The organism is Candidatus Limnocylindrus sp. (assembly GCF_040397215.1).
GTDB lineage: Bacteria > Chloroflexota > Limnocylindria > Limnocylindrales > Limnocylindraceae > Limnocylindrus.
The window spans coordinates 1-16668 of the sequence record NZ_JBBAWK010000003.1 but is presented as its reverse complement, the minus strand read 5'-3'; the positions used below and the strand labels follow the sequence as shown (position 1 = coordinate 16668).

The 16668-nt window shown below is 63.0% G+C and carries 24 protein-coding genes and 1 tRNA gene; 15 read left to right on the top strand and 10 right to left on the bottom strand.

Annotated features, from left to right (window positions below; genetic code table 11):
* Positions 1-13: 13 nt before the first annotated feature.
* Positions 14-1057 (bottom strand): hypothetical protein, encoded by a 1044-nt coding sequence (locus AC3LCN_RS01435; protein ID WP_488648310.1) that lies wholly within the window; start codon positions 1055-1057, stop codon positions 14-16.
* Between the two features lie 12 nt (positions 1058-1069).
* Entirely contained in the window at positions 1070-1426 is a 357-nt protein-coding gene (locus AC3LCN_RS01430; RefSeq protein ID WP_488648309.1) for a hypothetical protein, read from the bottom strand.
* Here AC3LCN_RS01430 and AC3LCN_RS01425 point away from each other — a divergent pair.
* From AC3LCN_RS01425 to AC3LCN_RS01400, 6 genes are all read left to right on the top strand, one after another.
* A complete protein-coding gene (locus tag AC3LCN_RS01425) occupies positions 1425-1598 on the top strand; it encodes a hypothetical protein (RefSeq protein ID WP_488648308.1) in 174 nt (57 codons plus the stop codon). The two genes, AC3LCN_RS01430 and AC3LCN_RS01425, sit on opposite strands and share 2 nt — an antisense overlap.
* A 21-nt stretch (positions 1599-1619) precedes the next feature.
* On the top strand, positions 1620-1958 hold the full coding sequence (locus AC3LCN_RS01420; protein WP_488648307.1) for a hypothetical protein: 339 nt from the start codon (positions 1620-1622) through the stop codon (positions 1956-1958).
* 40 nt (positions 1959-1998) lie between these two features.
* A tRNA-Glu gene (locus tag AC3LCN_RS01415) sits at positions 1999-2075 on the top strand.
* A 96-nt stretch (positions 2076-2171) separates the two neighbouring features.
* Positions 2172-2525, top strand: coding sequence for a hypothetical protein (locus AC3LCN_RS01410; protein WP_488648306.1), 354 nt, complete (start codon positions 2172-2174; stop codon positions 2523-2525).
* On the top strand, positions 2522-3406 hold the full coding sequence (locus AC3LCN_RS01405) for a histidinol-phosphatase HisJ family protein (RefSeq protein WP_488648305.1): 885 nt from the start codon (positions 2522-2524) through the stop codon (positions 3404-3406). Before AC3LCN_RS01410 ends, AC3LCN_RS01405 begins: the two co-directional genes overlap by 4 nt.
* A complete protein-coding gene (locus tag AC3LCN_RS01400; protein WP_488648304.1) occupies positions 3385-4221 on the top strand; it encodes an MBL fold metallo-hydrolase in 837 nt (278 codons plus the stop codon). The genes AC3LCN_RS01405 and AC3LCN_RS01400 overlap by 22 nt, the downstream gene beginning before the upstream one ends.
* 10 nt (positions 4222-4231) lie before the next feature.
* On the opposite strand, the gene AC3LCN_RS01395 is transcribed toward AC3LCN_RS01400, so the two are convergent.
* Positions 4232-4750 carry a hypothetical protein gene (locus tag AC3LCN_RS01395; RefSeq protein WP_488648303.1) on the bottom strand — a complete coding sequence of 173 codons (519 nt, stop codon included), beginning with the start codon at positions 4748-4750 and terminating at the stop codon, positions 4232-4234.
* A 38-nt stretch (positions 4751-4788) separates the two neighbouring features.
* Between AC3LCN_RS01395 and argS the strand changes: the two genes are divergently transcribed.
* From argS to AC3LCN_RS01380, 3 genes are all read left to right on the top strand, one after another.
* Positions 4789-6618, top strand: a complete 1830-nt coding sequence (gene argS, locus AC3LCN_RS01390) for an arginine--tRNA ligase (RefSeq protein WP_488648302.1) — start codon at positions 4789-4791, stop codon at positions 6616-6618.
* A 233-nt stretch (positions 6619-6851) separates the two neighbouring features.
* Positions 6852-7577: an MBL fold metallo-hydrolase gene (locus AC3LCN_RS01385; RefSeq protein ID WP_488648301.1), complete on the top strand. Its 726-nt coding sequence runs from the start codon at positions 6852-6854 to the stop codon at positions 7575-7577.
* A gap of 247 nt (positions 7578-7824) precedes the next feature.
* Complete coding sequence (locus AC3LCN_RS01380; protein ID WP_488648300.1) at positions 7825-8055, top strand: hypothetical protein; 231 nt, start codon at positions 7825-7827, stop codon at positions 8053-8055.
* Here the strand turns inward: AC3LCN_RS01380 and AC3LCN_RS01375 are convergent.
* The gene (locus tag AC3LCN_RS01375; RefSeq protein WP_488648299.1) at positions 8044-8994 is read right to left on the bottom strand and encodes a glutamate formimidoyltransferase; all 951 of its coding nucleotides are present in this window, start codon (positions 8992-8994) and stop codon (positions 8044-8046) included. The two genes, AC3LCN_RS01380 and AC3LCN_RS01375, sit on opposite strands and share 12 nt — an antisense overlap.
* Positions 8994-9752, bottom strand: coding sequence for a GNAT family N-acetyltransferase (locus tag AC3LCN_RS01370; RefSeq protein ID WP_488648298.1), 759 nt, complete (start codon positions 9750-9752; stop codon positions 8994-8996). The genes AC3LCN_RS01375 and AC3LCN_RS01370 overlap by 1 nt, the downstream gene beginning before the upstream one ends.
* Before the next feature lie 20 nt (positions 9753-9772).
* Here AC3LCN_RS01370 and AC3LCN_RS01365 point away from each other — a divergent pair, with 20 nt between their 5' ends.
* Genes AC3LCN_RS01365 through AC3LCN_RS01355 form a run of 3 tightly spaced genes read left to right on the top strand, consistent with a single transcriptional unit; the run spans position 9773 to position 10406 of the window.
* On the top strand, positions 9773-9931 hold the full coding sequence (locus AC3LCN_RS01365) for a hypothetical protein (protein ID WP_488648297.1): 159 nt from the start codon (positions 9773-9775) through the stop codon (positions 9929-9931).
* A 12-nt stretch (positions 9932-9943) separates the two neighbouring features.
* The gene (locus tag AC3LCN_RS01360; protein WP_488648296.1) at positions 9944-10144 is read left to right on the top strand and encodes a DUF305 domain-containing protein; all 201 of its coding nucleotides are present in this window, start codon (positions 9944-9946) and stop codon (positions 10142-10144) included.
* On the top strand, positions 10128-10406 hold the full coding sequence (locus AC3LCN_RS01355; RefSeq protein WP_488648295.1) for a DUF305 domain-containing protein: 279 nt from the start codon (positions 10128-10130) through the stop codon (positions 10404-10406). The genes AC3LCN_RS01360 and AC3LCN_RS01355 overlap by 17 nt, the downstream gene beginning before the upstream one ends.
* Before the next feature lie 8 nt (positions 10407-10414).
* On the opposite strand, the gene AC3LCN_RS01350 is transcribed toward AC3LCN_RS01355, so the two are convergent.
* From AC3LCN_RS01350 to AC3LCN_RS01330, 5 genes are read right to left on the bottom strand one after another with little or no spacing between them, the layout of a single operon-like run.
* The gene (locus AC3LCN_RS01350) at positions 10415-12127 is read right to left on the bottom strand and encodes a formate--tetrahydrofolate ligase (RefSeq protein WP_488648294.1); all 1713 of its coding nucleotides are present in this window, start codon (positions 12125-12127) and stop codon (positions 10415-10417) included.
* A 9-nt stretch (positions 12128-12136) separates the two neighbouring features.
* Positions 12137-13012 (bottom strand): tetrahydrofolate dehydrogenase/cyclohydrolase catalytic domain-containing protein, encoded by an 876-nt coding sequence (locus tag AC3LCN_RS01345; protein WP_488648293.1) that lies wholly within the window; start codon positions 13010-13012, stop codon positions 12137-12139.
* A gap of 6 nt (positions 13013-13018) precedes the next feature.
* Entirely contained in the window at positions 13019-13621 is a 603-nt protein-coding gene (locus tag AC3LCN_RS01340; protein ID WP_488648292.1) for a cyclodeaminase/cyclohydrolase family protein, read from the bottom strand.
* A gap of 48 nt (positions 13622-13669) precedes the next feature.
* Positions 13670-14194, bottom strand: a complete 525-nt coding sequence (locus tag AC3LCN_RS01335) for a phosphate-starvation-inducible PsiE family protein (protein ID WP_488648291.1) — start codon at positions 14192-14194, stop codon at positions 13670-13672.
* Positions 14195-14214: 20 nt separating this feature from the next.
* Entirely contained in the window at positions 14215-14532 is a 318-nt protein-coding gene (locus tag AC3LCN_RS01330) for a hypothetical protein (RefSeq protein ID WP_488648290.1), read from the bottom strand.
* A 154-nt stretch (positions 14533-14686) separates the two neighbouring features.
* On the opposite strand from AC3LCN_RS01330, the gene rplI reads away from it, so the two are divergent.
* The 3 genes from rplI to AC3LCN_RS01315 form a co-directional block, all read left to right on the top strand.
* The gene (rplI, locus tag AC3LCN_RS01325) at positions 14687-15133 is read left to right on the top strand and encodes a 50S ribosomal protein L9 (RefSeq protein ID WP_488648289.1); all 447 of its coding nucleotides are present in this window, start codon (positions 14687-14689) and stop codon (positions 15131-15133) included.
* Entirely contained in the window at positions 15130-16299 is a 1170-nt protein-coding gene (gene dinB / locus AC3LCN_RS01320; RefSeq protein ID WP_488648399.1) for a DNA polymerase IV, read from the top strand. The genes rplI and dinB overlap by 4 nt, the downstream gene beginning before the upstream one ends.
* Before the next feature lie 56 nt (positions 16300-16355).
* Positions 16356-16668, top strand: a 313-nt coding sequence (locus AC3LCN_RS01315; protein ID WP_488648288.1) for a LexA family protein, incomplete at its 3' end; no start/stop codon positions are given.

The window sequence follows — 16668 nt, the reverse complement described above, 5'->3', positions numbered from 1 at the left end:
CTCAGGATACCAGTCACCCCTCGCGGCGAACCCGTCCAAGCAACGCTCTCACGGGTCGACCAAGGAGCGGCAGTCGCACCTCACTCTTCGCTTCAACGCTCGCCAGGAATCCGCAGAGGAGAAGGAGCGCTCCGATCAGCTTCCCCACCTGGTAGCCCTCGGTGGAGCCGGCTCGATTCAACGTATCGGTGAGGCTCGGCACGAAGGCACCCAGGGCGATGAGCGCCGTCGCCGGAACACGACGATTGAGGCTGCCATCGCGCCAGGCACGCCAGGCATCGGGAACGCTGCGCACAAAGTTCACGGTAAGCGCCACCGGTGCGATCGCAAGATTGAAGAGCAGCTCATCACCACGCTGATCTGGATCACTTGAATAGGGGAGCACACGGCGCTTCGGCATGAACACGTAGACCGAGAAGAGGGCGCCAGTGAGCAGCGCCAATCCACCGCTCACATTTAAGATTGGCGTCAACAGGCGAAGTGCTGGCGGGAGTAAGAGTGCGATCGGCGCGCCGGTCGCTGGGTCTGTTGCCCACCCTGGCGCGGGGAGCTCGGCAATCACCACAAGTGGCACGGCAAAAACACTCAACAAAGCAGTTAGTGTGATTGCAACTCGTGCCCACCGCACGTCGCCCATGTACGAGAGCCAGCCGATGGCAATCGCCCCGCCCCATGCGGTGAGCGCATATACGAGCGCAGTTGGTCCCGCTGATGGGTCTTCTAATCGACGTGCCACCAGAATCGTAAAAAGACCAGAGAGGGCAAGGCAGAGCGCATACCAGTACCCGAAACGAGTTTTTGCCAGCAACAGAATGGTGCCAGCGCCAAGCCAGCCTGCGGTCCAGACCGCACCGAAGAGGTACCACACGCGATAGATCGGTTCACTCCAGCCGATTGCGGCGGCGACCGCTTCAGCGCCAGCGGCAATTGAGAAGGCAAGCGCGCCAATACCCCACGCCAACTGATACGCGCCGCGACGCGTTCGATACTGATCGAAGAGGAGTGCCGCAAAGAGGAGTGCGAAGAGCGCCGTCAGTGCTGGGAGGAGCGTTGTCACGCGGGCTCCGGCCTACGCCGGTAGGAACTCGTGAGCGTCGTGATGCAGCCCATCACACAGCCCAAACTCAGCGCCAGCGCCATGTGGCAGCCGGATCGGACGCATGACCTCGCGCACACTACTGCGACTGCAGCGGAGCCAGCCGCGCGTCGCCATCCAGCGCGGCGGACAGGCCGGGTCGGTGCAAAACTGGAATGGCCCAGGATTGATCGGCGACGGTTCACCAAAAGAGGGAGCGACCTCTGTTGCGGTGGTGTCAAGCACGCTGATGCGGAATGGCGTCCCCTGAATCTGCGCCGAGCAACTATCACAGCGCGTGGCACTATTCTCAACGATGATTGTGGGGATTCGGATGCCGTTAATTTCCATGGTCACTCTGATCGTACCTGAGCCCGCCGCGCCTTGGTGCCGCGCCCTTCCCGTCACCCTCGTCGCCGCACTACTTGCCGCTGGGTGCGGGCCAGAAGGCGACCCGACTGACCCTGCCGCTGTGGCTGACTCACCAACACGCGCCACAATCGTCAAGAAGGTCGTACCCTAGGGCTATGTGGAGTCTGCCGCGATGAGTGCACCAGCCAAACTGCGCAGCCGCCTGAGTGGCGTTGTATCGCTCGGCACCTTCGTTGCCGTTGTTGTGGCGGTAGGCGTCTCGCTCCTCTACCTCGCCTGGGTCGCCACGATCCGTAACTCCGACCAGGTCGGCGAACTTTCGGTGGGCACCTTCGTGGTGGGTCTCTCGTGCGCCTTCGCGTCACTGATGCTCACAATCAGCATGATTCGCGCGATTCGTAGCGCTCGCGACGGCCGGGCGATGCTCGCCGCCCTGCTCGCTGGCGGGTTTGCCATCGCCGCCGGAATCGCCCTCGGCGCATCAGACATCCTCGGTAAGCTCGCCTCGTAGGGGCGGCGCCGCAAGAGCGGTGCTACGCTGCGTTCCGCGCGCCCCTGTCGTCTAGAGGCCTAGGACGCCACCCTTTCAAGGTGGAGATCACGGGTTCGAATCCCGTCGGGGGTACCACCCCCATCGCGCGACTCCCTGGACGCGTGCCAGAGCGTGGGGGGCAGTTATTGATGGCCTCGGGTGCATAAATGGCGCCCATGGCATCCTGAGCGCATGCCGATTGCCGTCGCCGCCTTCCTCACGTACGCCCTCCTCCTGCTAGCGGGGCTAGGCCTCACCCTCGGCAAGATCGTGGAGCAGGCGACCGCCGCCCCCGTCACCCTGCAGGGAGTGGTCTGGATGGCCCTGATCGCCGCGTGCATCTTCACGATCACACTCGTCTGGCAGCGAAAGGAGGCGGGACGGGGATTCGCCCTCGGACTGAGCACGATGTTGATCCCCGCCGGGCCCCTGATTGCACTGACCGTGGGGAACTGGCTCCCCGGCTTCCCCCCGATCGCCCTGGCCCTCCTGCTGATCCGTGGGCTGCGGGGGGCATCCGCCCGGGCCTGGCTGAACGAGCAGTGAGCCCCGCCCCGCTTCGTCGGATCGGCGACCGTGACCGCCGGCCCGACCTTGCCCTCGCGGGGGCATTTGAGCTTCCCCTCGACGTGCACCTGCACACCCTCCTCTCTCCCGACTCAGAGGTGCCGCTCGACGTCTACCCCGCCCTGGCAATCGCACTGGGGATGCGGCGCATCGCCCTGACGGACCACCTCGACTTTGACCCGCGTGAGGTGGGGGCCACCCTGGCCCCTCACCAGAAGCGCGTCGAGACGGTCGAGGCGCTGCGGCGGGAATTCGGCGATCGCCTCGAAATCCTTCTCGGCGTTGAAATCTCCTACGAGCGGCAGTACGAGGCGGAGATTCGCGAGCACCTGCGCACCCACCAGTACGACCTGACCATTTGCAGCGTGCACCCCGGGGTTGACTCGCCGTTCAAGCGTTCGCTTGCGGCGAACTGGGCGGGGCACGACGTACACGAGACGGCACCCTACTTCGCCGAGGTGCAGGCGGGCATCGAGAGCGGCCTCTTCGACATCGTGGGCCACATGGACTACGTGCGGAAGTACGTGTACCCACATATTGACACGCCGGCTTTCGAGGCGGCGCCTGACCTATATGAACCGGTACTGAAGGCGCTGATTGAAACGGGCACCGCGTTGGAGATCAATACGTCAGGGTGGCGACAGCGAACTGGCATCCCATATCCGCTGCCGCAAGCGGTGCATCGGTATCGCGAACTTGGCGGTGAGTACATCGTGACCGGCTCTGACGCCCATCAACCCGATTGGTTCGCGATGAACTTTGATAGCGCACGTCAGCTACTTCTCGATGCAGGTTTTGAGGAACTCGCAACGAAGCGCTGGAGGTCCGCAGGGGAACAGTGGTCGATTCCAACTCGCTAGCGCTGACCGTGCTCGGCTCAGCTAGTGCGTATCGCACCCACAATGGCTCGCGCGCATCGGGGTATCTGATACAGCATGGTTCGACAACGCTGCTACTTGATCTCGGTCACGGCACCTACGCGCCACTCGCAGCACACATAGGCATTAGCGCACTGCCGCAGATCAGCGCAGTTGCAATCTCACACTTGCATCCCGATCACTGGGTTGACCTTGCAGCGCTGCGACATGCGCTCGTGCACGGCAACAAGATGGGGAGCGATGCGCGAAGTGTCTCTGTGATTAGCCCGAGTGGCCTAGCGCAACGACTTGCAGCGCTGCTCGATGATCGAACCCCAGAAGAGCAGGCTGCCGGCGCGCATGACTCGTTGCAGCCCTTTGCCTTCTCAACGTGGCGAAGTGACGCGGCACTGCCACCACGCGGCGGCGGACGTGCATTCTCCGTGGGTAATCTCACGGTGCGTAGCGCGCGTGTGCGCCACACGAGTGAGTCATACGCGATGCGTGTTGCTGTAGGTGATCAGCCTGGGCTGACCTACTCTGGCGACGTCTCGCACTGGGAGGACCTTGCGGCGATTTTGCGATCCCGCGACACACTGCTCTGTGAGGCTACTGGTGGTGCGGCAGAGTGGCGAGAGGGCGATACGCACATCACCGCGTACGGTGCAGGAAAAGCGGCGGCGGCGGCAGGGGTGACAAAACTTGTACTCACACACTTTGGCGCCGAGGTTGATCCAGCGGAAGCCGTTCGCGCCGCGGCGACAGAGTTTTCTGGCGAGATTGTTGCGGTGCGCGAAGGGGATCGCTTCGAGATCTAGTTAGCGCCGATCAGTCCGGCGGGAGCGTTGGATCGGTATTCGCAAACCCGCGCTCTACTGCAAGCGCGACGCGACCAGCCTGATCTATCAGCACGTACGCTCGGATCACATCCATCGCATCACCCGCGGGAATCTCCATCGAGGGGCGAATGTCATCCGTCACGATGAGCCAGAAGGTTCCCGTGAGGCCCGGCGCATCGGTGCCGCCACTACTCAGCGTGATCAGGCGCACTCGCGGCGTTGCGCCGACAGGTGCATTGGCCGAACGAGCTGCGCGGACCGCGCTCTGCGGCGAGATTCCCGCCAACACGGTGTCGGCGCTCACCGCCGACCAGCCGGCTGGAAGTGGCAGGTCGAGCGGCCGAATGCGGTCCGCCTGCATGCGCAACAACAGGGCGCCCACCAAGAAGGTGACGAAGAGAAGCAGTCCAACCCGCGCGATCTGCCCACGGGTGACTGGTGCCGCGAGTACCGCCCCCTCAGGTGGGCGTGTTGGTGGGGTGCCTGCTGGAGCCGTCTTAGATGTCATGGCGCCATCGTGCCAGAGTTCGCGGCTACGATTCAGCCATGAGCGCTCCGTCTGCACCAACTTCTCGTTCCGCCGCGTTGCCGCGTGACCCCCTGCTCGGGCTCCCGCTCCGCCATACCGTGCGCGATGCAGTGGCACGCGCCCTCCGGCGTGCCGTAGCGAGCGGCGCCCTTCCCGCCCCTGACGACGCCGCCGCACTCGACGCACTAGTTGCTGGAATCGAGGTCGAGATCCCTGGGAATCGCGATCACGGCGACTACGCCTCCAACATCGCGATGAAGGGGAGCAAGGTGCTAAAGCGCGCTCCGGCACAGATTGCCGCGGCGATTGCTGCGGAGCTCACCGCTGAAGCGTCGGAGCGAATGCACGGCGGCGGTGGTGCTCTTGGCCCGATCGCACACGCTGAAGTTGCGGGGCCTGGCTTCTTGAACTTGCGGCTCCGCGCCGGGCTTCTCGCAGATCATCTCGATGCAATCGTTCATGCGCCGCTCGCATGGGGCCATCTTGCCGTTGCGGCGGGGACGCCAGCGTACCGCGTCAACATTGAGTTCGTCTCCGCAAATCCCACGGGTCCGCTCACTATCGGTAATGCACGCGGCGCATTCGTCGGTGATTTGCTTTCACGCGTCCTTGAAGCGGCTGGTCAAAGTGTGACCCGCGAGTACTACTTCAATGACTTCGGCGAGCAGGTTCGCCGGCTCGGCGAAAGCGTCATAGCCTTGCGCGATGGTGTCGCTGTTGCGGAGAATGGCTACAAGGGCGACTACGTTAGAGAGCTCGCAGTGGCTATTCCACCCGACGTGGTGAAGCGTGCCGCTGCAGCACCGAAGCGCAGTGGCGATATTGAGTCGGAAGGATATGACGGCACGATCGCCGATGACGAGATCGCGATGATTGGGCGATGGGCATCGGAGCGCATTCGCGCCGGCATTGAATCATCGCTGGCGGTGCTTGGTGTTGAGTTTGATGTCTGGCGCTCTGAAGGCTCGCTCTACACCGAAGGGTTCGTTGACCGTGCGATTGACAAACTGCGTGGCGGAAACTGGCTCGAAGAGCGCGAAGGTGCACTCTGGTTCAAGAGCACCGCATTCGGCGACGACAAAGATCGCGTGATTCGTAAGTCGAGTGGCGCGTATACCTATTTCGGTTCCGACCTTGGCTACATCGTGGAGAAGTTCTCGCGTGGACATGATCGCTTGATCTACGTCTGGGGTCAGGATCATCATGGCACCGTTGCACGACTGCGTAACGCCGGAGAAGCGCTTGGGTTCAACAAAGAGTCAGTTGAGATGCTCCTTGTGGCCTGGGTGCGATTCGTTCGCGATGGCGTAGAGATGAGCATGTCGAAACGCGCCGGCACATTCATTACGCTTGATGAGCTTCTCGAAGAGATCGGGGTTGATGCTGCCCGTTGGTACTTTGCATCGCGGAGCGCAACAACGGCGATTGACTTTGATATTGAGGCGGCGAAGGCGAAGAGCAGCGATAACCCTGTCTTTTACGCGCAGTACGCACATGCGCGTATGTGCTCCATTCTGCGCAAGGCGTCCGCTGAATCACTCGCTCCTGCGAACGTAATTGGCAGCCTGCTTGACGACCACACCTCGCCAGAGGCGAAATTGGCACGCGCGATCGTGCGCCTCCCTGAGATAGTTGAGGATTCCGCCACGCACCATGAGACGCAAGGGGTAACGACGTACGCGACGGAACTTGCAACCGCCTTCTCTGCCTTCTACCGCGATGCGAAGGTGGTCGACATAGCGGCGCCGGAGCGCTCGGCGGGCCGACTACGCCTCGTGGCGGCGGCGGCGGCGAGCCTCTCGGCCTCGCTCCGCCTCCTTGGCATCTCCACCCCCGAGGAGATGTAGCCCAACCCTGGTATGTCGGTGCCCCAGCGCGGGGATTCATTGCGAACTCTTTACCCGATCCCACCTTGCAGATTCACCTAGCGGGCGGATGATGAGTTTCGGCTCACTGGACCTCCCTCCCGTGATCCGACCTCCACGCCAGGAGGGCCGACGGGCATCGACCCTCCTGGCATACCTCCCCCTCTCACCATCTCGATGCGACAGCGTGCCGCGGCGCGTGGGAGAATGGGGGCATGGAACTCACCTATTACGGTCGCACCTGTGTTCGCATCCGCAGCCGTGAAGCGACCATCGCCTACGACCCCTACACCTCAATCGTGGGGCCAACCGGGCGCGGCATGAGCGCCGACATCGTGACCCTGAGCCATCCCGACGACGCCCCGCTCTCCCGCGTGAAGGGGCGCCTCGCCCCGCGTGACAACCGCACCCCCATCGCCACGAGCCTCGACAGCGCCGTGATCCTTGAGGGGCCGGGCGAGTACGAGGTGAAGTCGGTGCTCATCACCGGCATCCGCAGCTACCGCGACGAGCATCGAGGCCCAGCGGCACGCCATAACACCGTCTTCTCTGCCGAACTTGACGGCATGCACGTCGTGCACCTCGGTGATTACGCCGACGGGCTCACCGCCGAGCAGATCGGCGAGCTGCCAGGTTGCGACATTGTGCTCGTCCCCGTGGGCGGCGAGCTCTCCCCGCAAGCCGCGTCGCGCCTCATCAGCCAGATGGAGCCGAAAATCGTCATCCCAATGTCCATGGTCGATGACGCCAGTAAGGCCGCTGAGGCGATCAAGGCGTTCTGCAAGGAGCAAGGCTTGGCGACGCCGCCACCCGCACAGCAGAAGCTCGCCATCACCATCTCGGCCCTCCCTGAAGAGACGACGACCGTCATCATCGAGGCTCGTGTTGAAGGGCTCGGCGGCACTGAGGCAGCGGCCAGTGGAACGCTCGGTCTCGGCTGATTCCCACGTCAGACTGTTGGCACAGTCAACTGCTCTACTCCCACTATGAGTGAGCTTCGCTGTATCGCCTGCAAGCGCGACATCGCCCCCGACGAGCCAACGTACGAAATTCGAACTTTCCTCGATCCACTACCTCCCAGCGGTGTCGCCTGCTCAGAGAGGTGCCAACACAAGAAAGAAGAGGAGAGCAAGCTTCGCGCGATGCTCTGGTACCAATCACCGATGAACCCTTTTGGCGGTGGCAAGCATGAGTGACGGCGATTTTGATGGAGATGGCGCCGGCGATGGGGACAGCGACGGAGGAGCGTTCGACTTCAATCACAACGGCACCTCGGCCGACGAGCTCATCCTTTTTGCGGCGATTACCGACGACGATGGTGCACCGCAATCGTCAGGTGGTGGGCCAGCGAAACGTTCTGGCTGTCTGCTTCCAGCTGTAGCGATCGCGATCTTCGCTCTTGCGCTCCTAACGCTCTAAAACGACGCGCTCCCAGCCACCGCTGATCTGCAGCGTCGCTGGGTTGCCGCCGGCAACTAGCGCACGTTTAGGGAGTAGCCCGACAACCTCTGTCTCACCAATCTGAACGCCGCGACTACTTGCTGCCGCGCGAATGCGCTCACGGATCGCATGCAACGTATCGCCGCAATCGGTAGCTTCTAGAAGGTCGTGGAGGTTCATCGACACTTGCGCGATCCCCTTGCTTGCAAGTGGGAAGCCGAGTGCCTGCAGCCCGCGCACGCCACCGGGGGTTGTGCCACGAATCTCTCGCGCGATCTCTTTTGAAACTTGTAGAAGCGTTTCGGCGTTGGCACCAGCGAGCGCAATGTTCCACGCGGCCATCAGCGTGCGCGCCCCAACGGCCGTTGCGCCTGCGGTTGGGTGCGGCGTGAGTGGGCCGAAGTCAGGTGCGCCACCCTCCGCCGCTTGGTGCGCTGCGAGCTGCTCGAACCCACCGCGCCGCAACGTTGGGAGGGAGCGCCGATCTTCGTTGCGCGCTGCAGCGCCGTAGAGATGCACGGGGAGGCTGAGCGCTGTGGCGAGCGCGGCGCCAGCCACGCGGGCGATCTCGGCGGCCTGCTCGAGTGTTGCCTCTGGTGAGATCGGCACAACTGGCACCACGTCGAGCGAACCGATGCGTGGGTGCACACCGCGACTAGCTCCTGATTTCTGCGGACTGGTGAGATCGATAGTTGCAACGGCGACGCGCGCAAGGGCAAGAGTTGCCGCCACTATTTCAACGCCACCAGCTGCCACATAGGTAAACACGCTCCGATCGTGATCGGCATCGGTGTGCACATCGCGCAACGTCACTCCTGAAACCGCTCGGATTGCCGCGGCAACCTGCTGCAAGATTGCAGAGTTACGCCCTTCGCTGATGTTCGCGACGATTTCGAAGTTCGCGTTGGTGGTGGTCATTAGTCAAGCGTACGGCGCATGACGGGCCAGCGACCATCGGGGCCCGTCGCTGCAACGGTGAAGCCGAGACGCTCCCAGAAGCGCTGCGTGGCGGCCGACGTTTGTTCTGGATCAGCCACATCCTCTGGTTCTTCAGGATACGCCTCAGCGGCGGCGAAACCGGCGGTGCCGAGTCGAGCGAGCACACCGGCGACCAGCGCACTACCGAGCGCGCTGCCGCGCGCCGCTGGCACGACCGAAATGCAGGTGATGATCGCTGGCGGCGGGCTGTCGGGGAGATCGGGGTAGCGATCGCGCAAGCGTTGTGCGCGCGGGAAGGCCGAAAGAGGTCCCGCTTGGCAGTAGGCAACTGGCTCACCTTTCGCGAGAAGAATCCAACCCATCGGCCCACTTACTGGGAGTTGTCGCGTGAGTAGGCGCAACTTCGGTGGCTGTCCGGGCGCAGCGGCGGCATCACGCAGCGCCTCTTCGCGCGTTGGCGGCTCTGGCGCAAATGGATTAAATGCTGGCGCCTGCTCTACATCGGTGCCGAGGAAGGCGGCGAGGGCGCTCTTCCCACCAGCCGGTGTGCTGGCTCGCGCCGCAGGGTTCGGTTCTGCACCGCCGCGTACTGCCGCCTTGCTGCCACGGTCGGCGTCCTCCCACCAGGTGCAGGTGGCGTGGTCCGCGCTCGCGTTGGCGCACGGCGGCACGAGCAGCAACTCGTCGGCACTCTCCACGCCGACCAGCTCGAACCCGTCACCGATGTCAATTCTCATCGTCTGGGATACTACGCCGCATGAGCGATCATGCGACTCCTGGGCACGGTTCACACGGCGAGGCCGAAGACGCCCCGCTGGGCGCCATCAACCTTGCTGCATGGGGGGCCGGTGCTCTTGGCATCGCAATTGGCCTCCTGACGGCGGCCGTCATCGCGATCGCCGCAGGCAGGATTTAGGGGGTGAAAAACATGAAGGCTCGATTTGCACTGGTGCTCTCTGCGCTCACATTCGTCGCTGCATGCTCTGCGGCAAATGCTGCATTTAACGACAGTGACGTCGTGTTTGCCCAAATGATGATCCCGCATCATCAGCAGGCTGTAATGCTCGCGGATTTGGCGCTCAGCCCAACATCCTCTGCTCACCCCGAGGTGGATGCAGCCGTTGAATAGTCATGCCTCAATGGGGCATGGTTCGGGAATGGAGGGAATGCTTAGCGAGCAGGAGCTCCTCAATATTGCCTCTTTAACAGGATCAGCCTTTGATAGCGCGTGGATCGCCGCGATGACGTTCCATCATCGAGGCGCAATCGCCATGGCGGTTACTGCCAAGGACGGCGGCATCAGCACCGAGATAAAAGAGCTCACCGCGGCAATCATCACTGCGCAGCAGGGTGAAATTGAGACCATGCAGATGCTCTCCACCGCACCGTAGGGCGGCACCTAGAAGAGGCCGACGATCTCCCCGCCGTGCTCTAGATCGAGGTCAATGCGCTCGCCGCCGGGAGACTTGTTGAGGCCTGGCATCAGGCGCATATCGCCGCACACGGCGGTGATGAAGCCGGCACCGGCGGCCAGGGTGACCGCCTTCACGGGAACCCGGAACCCTGTTGGGCGACCGAGCTTACTCGCGTCATGGGAGAGCGAGTACTGCGTCTTCGCCATGCAGATCGGCAGGTGCCCGTAGCCGAGCTCCTCCAGGCGCGCGAGCCGCTTCGCCGCAGCGGGCGCAATGTCGACGCCGTCAGCACCGTAAATGCGCGTGGCGATTGTCTCAATCTTCTGCGCGAGCGGCATGTCGTCGGCGTAGATCGGCGCGAACTTCGCCTCGCCTGAGCTCGCGGCAGCCCACACCGCTTCAGCCAACGTGGCTGCGCCAGCGCCGCCGTCGGTAAAGTGCGTGGTCACAACCGCGGCGCGAGCCCCTGCAGCGAGGGCGACGCTGCAAATTGCCTCGTGCTCGGCGGCAGTATCGGTTGGGAAGGCATTCACAGCGACAACCACTGGAATGCCGAAGGCACGCACGTTCTCGATCTGCTTTACAAGGTTCTGTGCGCCAGCGGTAACCGCCGCGACGTTCTCAACACCTAACGCTGGATCGAGCGGCTTACCGGCAACAATCTTACCAACGCCGCCGTGCATCTTGAGCGCGCGAACGGTTGCCACAATCACCGCCGCATCTGGAGCGAGGCCAGAGGCACGACACTTAATATCGAAAAACTTCTCAGCACCCATGTCAGCACCGAATCCTGCCTCCGTGACAACGATGTCGTTGGTTGCGAGGGCAGCGCGGTCGGCGATGATGGAATTATTCCCGTGCGCAATGTTTGCGAATGGACCAGCGTGCACAAACGCAGGGCCGCCTTCAAGTGTTTGCAGCAGGTTTGGCTTGATTGCATCACGTAAGAGTGCCGCCATGGAGCCAGCAACTTTCAAGTCTTCGGTCGTGACGGGTTTGCCATCAACGGTTTCGGCGACCACAATGCGGCCGAGCCGCGCGCGAAGGTCGGCAAGATCTGATGCGAGTGCGAGCACTGCCATCACCTCACTGGCAACCGTGATGACGGTTTCAGATTCACGTACGACGCCATTCTCGCGACCACCGAGGCCGATGATCGTCTTACGGATCGCGCGATCGCTAATGTCAACGACGCGTGGCCAGGTGATGCTGCGCAAGTCAATGTTGAGCGCGTTGCCATGATGCAGGTGATTGTCGAGGAATGCCGCGGCGAGATTGTGCGCGGCGCCAATGGCGTGCACGTCGCCGGTGAGGTGTAGGTTGAACTCCTCCATCGGAATCACTTGGCTATATCCGCCGCCCGCGGCGCCGCCCTTGATGCCGAAGACTGGTCCGAGGCTCGGCTGTCGAATGGCAACGGCGGCGCGGTGACCGATCTTGTTGAGTCCTTGGGCGAGCCCAACGGTGGTGGTGGTCTTCCCTTCGCCAAGCGGTGTTGGGCTGATCGCGGTGACCACAACGTACTTTCCCCGTGCGCCGCTCCTCTCTAGACGCTCGATCCCCTCAATGGAGAGCTTCGCCTTTGAGCGACCGTATGGCTCGACCTCATCGTCGCGGAAGCCAAGCGCAACCGCCACCTCGCCAATCGGTTTCGGTGTGATGCTCCGTGCAATCTCAAGATCAGAAGGGAATCCCATGCGGTGAGTCTACGCTCGCCCGCGCACGAGACGCTCGGCGGCCTCAGCTGCGTGCAGCGCCAAGATAGCGCTCGTCATTGGTCCCACGCCGCCAGGCACCGGGCTCAAGCCGCCCGTTTCACCAAGCCGCGCCTCAACACTGGGGGCATCAACATCGCCCACGATCGTTTCGCCGCTCGGGTGAATGCCGACATCGATCACCACGGTGCCTGGCGATACTTGCTCTCCGCGCACCAGGCCGCGCACGCCCGCAGCAACCACGAGCACGGCAGCGGTGCGAGTGACCACACCGAGATCGGGCGTCTTGGAGTGGGCGACCTCAACGTGTGCCCCCGCCGCCTCTAGGAGTTGCGCCACGGGTCTGCCCACGATGGCGCTACGCCCCACAACAACCGCGGCTCGCCCCTGTAGCGGGATCTCGTACGCCCGCAGTAGCTCCATCACCGCCGCCGCGGTGGCGGGGAGGAGTGACGCGTCGTGCGTGCCATCCGCAAGCCGTTCGGCATTTACGAGGGTGATGCCGTCAATATCTTTCCCTGGCGCAATAGCCGCCGCAACGATCTCTCGCGAAACGCCGCCCGGAAGCGGTGATTGCAGAATGATCCCCGCAACGTTCTGGTCGGCAGAGAGCAAGGTCAAAGTGGCGAAGATCTCGGCTTCGGTCGCAGTCGCGCCAAGTTCCACACGGCGGCCAACTAGCCCGGTCGCGCTGACCTGCTTCAACAGTCGCTTGACGTAGAGCAGCGAGTCTGGCTCGCTCGTTGCAATCACCACAGCAATCTCGGGCACACTCCCTTGCGCGTTGGCGATGGCGCGTGCTGCAATCACAGTGGCGCGCGCGGTGATCTGCTTTGCAAATGGCTGTGCGGCGAGGCGTTGCGTCATCGTGCGCTACGACTGTGTGCTGCGCTCAAGTGCGGCAATAGACGCAGCAGTTCGATTCGCGAGCGTCGCACGCGTCTCTGGGCTGTCAATGAATGGAAGATTCACCTCAATATTTTCGGCGGCGCTCAAGCCCGCAGCGCGTGAAAATCGCAGCGCAACTTCAAGGTCGCTCGCAGCACTTATCAAGCTCCGACCGGTAAGAAGACGCGCAGCCTCTGCAACAGAGGTGATCGCGCGAAGCGTGTGCAGAGGAACATCTGCAGCACGCTCGGCCGCTGCGGACATTGCGCGACCACGCACTTCGCGCTCGCCCTCTTCCACTTTCGGAAGTCGCATCGCCTGTATGAACGCGTCATACGCGGTTGCATCGTCGTCAGCGAGTGTGAGCAGCTCGCTGCGAAGAGTTGCCATCTGCGCAACGGTGCGTTGCTGCAGTGCGGCGTCGGCGCTCTCGGGGCTCTTTTTCAGTGAGAGCCCGGCGACCATCTCCACAAGGGCGGCTGCGGTTGCGCCACTCACTGCTGCGGCTGCCCCACCACCAGGCGCTGGTGTTGGCGCAGCGAGTGCTGCAAGAAAATCAGTGAGGGTGTGTTGTGCGATTGATTTCATTTGCGCATCGTATCGCGAGAGCCGCGCAGCAGCGGGGCAAGGCGCTGGTTAATCGGCCTGTAAGTCGCGCGACTCGCGGCCATCCTTGCGGGCAAGGGAGAGTGCGACTGCTAGGGAAATGATTAGACCCGCAAGGGCGCCGAGTTCCCAAAGGATTGGTTCAATGTTGCCACCGGCGCTCAACAGCCGTTCGGCCTGCGCGGTAACGACCAGGACTCGTCGCACCACTGCCACGAGACCGATGATCAGGAAGGGCTCGAGGATGAGTTGAGTTCGCGCAAGCGAGAGTCGCAACGTATAGAGCAACTCGGCAATGATGAAGACCAGAAGTACGCGGTCGAGGATTAGGAGTGCGGCGTCGATGCCGCCGGCACGGATGCCCTCAGCGACGAGCCCAACCGTATCGGCACCGATCAGTGCGATGGCGACCACCAACACTCCAGCAAGGGCGATATCAAGGGTGATCTCTAGCGCGTGAAGAACACCGCGAGCTCGGCTGACAAGGCCGGTGAGGACTGGACCGAGGGCGTGTTCCGTCGGTGACGAGGCCCTAGTGCGTGACTGCTTCTTCATGCCGCCCATTATGGCAGGGGCTATGCGTGAACGAGCATCGGCTCCATCTCGGGGATCCCGGAAGCGAACGGTAGGGTCGCCCATGCATCGTCGAACGCCTGAATAGACCAGGCGCCGGTGCGGCGCGAGAAGCTCAACACGAGGGAGGCATCTTCGGTCTCAATCTCCCAGAGGGTGCGAGGGCCGTCGCTGGCGCTGAAGACGCCGTACTCACGGCGCAGGGCCAAGACCTGGGTCACCTTGCGGCTGATCCCCTCGAAGGCGACCGCGGTTGGGGCGCCGGTGCGCCAGTGCGCCGTCACGGCCACCGAGACTGGGCTGATCGGTTGCATTGCCATCCTGAACCTCCTCCCCTCATGGGGGTCTGCGTTAGAACATCTGTTCGTAGTGTCATAGAACATCCGTTCTGTGTCAAGGGGGGGACCTGTGCGAGAATCGTGCTCCAACGGGGGGCGCCCAGCCCTCCCAGCCACAAAAGAAGGAGCCCAACCGATGAAGGTGATCTTGACCGCCAATGTGCCCAAGCTCGGCAATGCCGGGGACCTGAAAGAGGTCGCCGGGGGGTACGCCAAAAACTTCCTCTTCGCCAATGGGCTGGCGATCCCAGCCATCGGCGGGGCCGCATCCCAGGTTGCTGCAGGGATCGTCTCGCGCGCTGCAAAGCAGGACCGCCAGCGCGGCGAGGCCGAAGGCTTCGCGCAGCGCATCAGCTCCACCACCCTCACCATGGGCGTCAAGGTTGGCGAGGGCGGCAAGCTTTTCGGCTCCATCACCAACAAAGAGATTGCAGAAGCGCTCGATCGCCGCGGCATCAGCGTTGAGAAGCACCAGGTAATGCTCGACGAGCCGCTTAAGCAGCTCGGCTCGTACAAGGTGCAGATCAAGGTTGCGGCACACCTCGTCGCCGAGGTGACGGTCGTCGTCGAGCCGAAGGGCTGATCACGGCCCGTCGCGTTCTGCACGTCGACCTTGACGCGTTCTTCGCGTCGGTCGAGATCCGTGACAATCCGTCGCTCGCCGGCAAACCCGTTGCTGTTGGCTACGGCGAGGGATCTCGTGGCGTGATTTGCGCCGCTTCGTATGAGGCGCGTGCGTTCGGTGTTCGTGCCGCAACATCGGTGCACGTCGCGCGTGCGCGTTGCCCAGACCTCATTCTCATTCCGCCGCGCCACGACCGATATAGCGATGTCTCGCGCGAAGTGATGGAGGTGCTCGGCGGATGGAGCCCTGTCGTTGAGCAGGTCTCTGTCGACGAGGCGTATCTCGATCTCAATGGGACCGAGCAGCTGCATGGTTCACTGGAAGATGCTGGCCGCGGCATTCGCGCCGCAGTGAAATCAGCCACGGGTTTAACGATTAGCGTTGGTGGCGCGTCAAGCAAGCTCGTGGCAAAGATTGCTGCAGGTGCAGAGAAGCCGAACGGCCTGACCATTGTTGCGCCAGGCAGCGAAGCGGCGTGGCTCGCACCGCGAAATGTTGGCGTGATCCCCGGCATTGGCCCTGTCGCGCAAGGAGTCTTGCGCGAGTTGGAAATTACTACATGTGGCGATCTTGCCAACGCGCCCGACGATCATCTGCTGCGCCGCTTCGGTGATCGCGGGTCCGACCTAAAACTGCTGGCGCGTGGCATTGACGACACACCAGTTGACGACGGTGGCGAACGTAAGTCGCTCGGTCGTGAGATGACGCTCGACGACGACATCGCCGATCCAGAGGCGCTGGAGACGTTACTCCTTGGGCTCGTCGAGTCGGTCGCATACTCACTGCGCTGCGAGGGGCTGCTCGCGCGTTCCGTGACACTCAAACTGAAAGATGCAGAGTTTCAAACCATCACGCGGCAGGTGAAGCTTGCGCAGCCATCAGATCTCTCTGGCCTAATTTTCGAAGCGGCGCGCGCGCTGCTTGAGAAGACGGCGCGCGGCAGCGCCTATCGACTCATCGGGGTCTCAACCTCGGATCTTGGTGAAGAGGAGCAGCTCGCCCTCTTTGACGGTGCAGCGCAGGCACGCGAACGCACCATCACCGCTGCCGCCGACACCATGCGCCGGAAGTACGGTGAGGATGCGATTACGCGAGCTCGGCTGCTCGATGAATCCGAGGAGTAAACCTGCACCCGTGCCACCCACTTGACACGGTTCCGAACAGGCGTTCTAATACCCCTATGACCCGACATGATCAGGACCGCAAGACGAGGATCCTCCAGGCGATCGCCGAGGGGATCCGCCGTTCAGGCACGCCGCCGACCGTGCGAGAGATCGCCGACCTGGTCGGCCTCGCCGCCCCCTCCGCCGTCCACCACCACCTCGAGACCCTTGAGCACGAGGGCTTGATCGAGCGTGGCGCTGGCCTTTCGCGCTCCGTGCGCCTCACCGCCCGCGGCCGCTCCCTCCTGGAGATCGACAGCGAGCTCGAGACGACCAACCTGCCGATGGCCGCCCGCGAGCTGGTCGTGGTGGGGCAGATCGCCGCCGGTG

Excerpts from the sequence above, each read along its gene's own strand:
- AC3LCN_RS01425 (WP_488648308.1), top strand. The coding sequence starts at position 1,425 with ATGGTCACTCTGATCGTACCTGAGCCCGCCGCGCCTTGGTGCCGCGCC.
- AC3LCN_RS01430 (WP_488648309.1), bottom strand. The coding sequence starts at position 1,426 with ATGGAAATTAACGGCATCCGAATCCCCACAATCATCGTTGAGAATAGT.
- AC3LCN_RS01420 (WP_488648307.1), top strand. The coding sequence starts at position 1,620 with ATGAGTGCACCAGCCAAACTGCGCAGCCGCCTGAGTGGCGTTGTATCG.
- AC3LCN_RS01410 (WP_488648306.1), top strand. The coding sequence starts at position 2,172 with ATGCCGATTGCCGTCGCCGCCTTCCTCACGTACGCCCTCCTCCTGCTA.
- AC3LCN_RS01395 (WP_488648303.1), bottom strand. The coding sequence starts at position 4,750 with ATGACATCTAAGACGGCTCCAGCAGGCACCCCACCAACACGCCCACCT.
- argS (WP_488648302.1), top strand. The coding sequence starts at position 4,789 with ATGAGCGCTCCGTCTGCACCAACTTCTCGTTCCGCCGCGTTGCCGCGT.
- AC3LCN_RS01385 (WP_488648301.1), top strand. The coding sequence starts at position 6,852 with ATGGAACTCACCTATTACGGTCGCACCTGTGTTCGCATCCGCAGCCGT.
- AC3LCN_RS01380 (WP_488648300.1), top strand. The coding sequence starts at position 7,825 with ATGAGTGACGGCGATTTTGATGGAGATGGCGCCGGCGATGGGGACAGC.
- AC3LCN_RS01375 (WP_488648299.1), bottom strand. The coding sequence starts at position 8,994 with ATGACCACCACCAACGCGAACTTCGAAATCGTCGCGAACATCAGCGAA.
- AC3LCN_RS01370 (WP_488648298.1), bottom strand. The coding sequence starts at position 9,752 with ATGAGAATTGACATCGGTGACGGGTTCGAGCTGGTCGGCGTGGAGAGT.
- AC3LCN_RS01365 (WP_488648297.1), top strand. The coding sequence starts at position 9,773 with ATGAGCGATCATGCGACTCCTGGGCACGGTTCACACGGCGAGGCCGAA.
- AC3LCN_RS01360 (WP_488648296.1), top strand. The coding sequence starts at position 9,944 with ATGAAGGCTCGATTTGCACTGGTGCTCTCTGCGCTCACATTCGTCGCT.
- AC3LCN_RS01355 (WP_488648295.1), top strand. The coding sequence starts at position 10,128 with ATGCAGCCGTTGAATAGTCATGCCTCAATGGGGCATGGTTCGGGAATG.
- AC3LCN_RS01350 (WP_488648294.1), bottom strand. The coding sequence starts at position 12,127 with ATGGGATTCCCTTCTGATCTTGAGATTGCACGGAGCATCACACCGAAA.
- AC3LCN_RS01345 (WP_488648293.1), bottom strand. The coding sequence starts at position 13,012 with ATGACGCAACGCCTCGCCGCACAGCCATTTGCAAAGCAGATCACCGCG.
- AC3LCN_RS01340 (WP_488648292.1), bottom strand. The coding sequence starts at position 13,621 with ATGAAATCAATCGCACAACACACCCTCACTGATTTTCTTGCAGCACTC.
- AC3LCN_RS01335 (WP_488648291.1), bottom strand. The coding sequence starts at position 14,194 with ATGAAGAAGCAGTCACGCACTAGGGCCTCGTCACCGACGGAACACGCC.
- AC3LCN_RS01330 (WP_488648290.1), bottom strand. The coding sequence starts at position 14,532 with ATGGCAATGCAACCGATCAGCCCAGTCTCGGTGGCCGTGACGGCGCAC.
- rplI (WP_488648289.1), top strand. The coding sequence starts at position 14,687 with ATGAAGGTGATCTTGACCGCCAATGTGCCCAAGCTCGGCAATGCCGGG.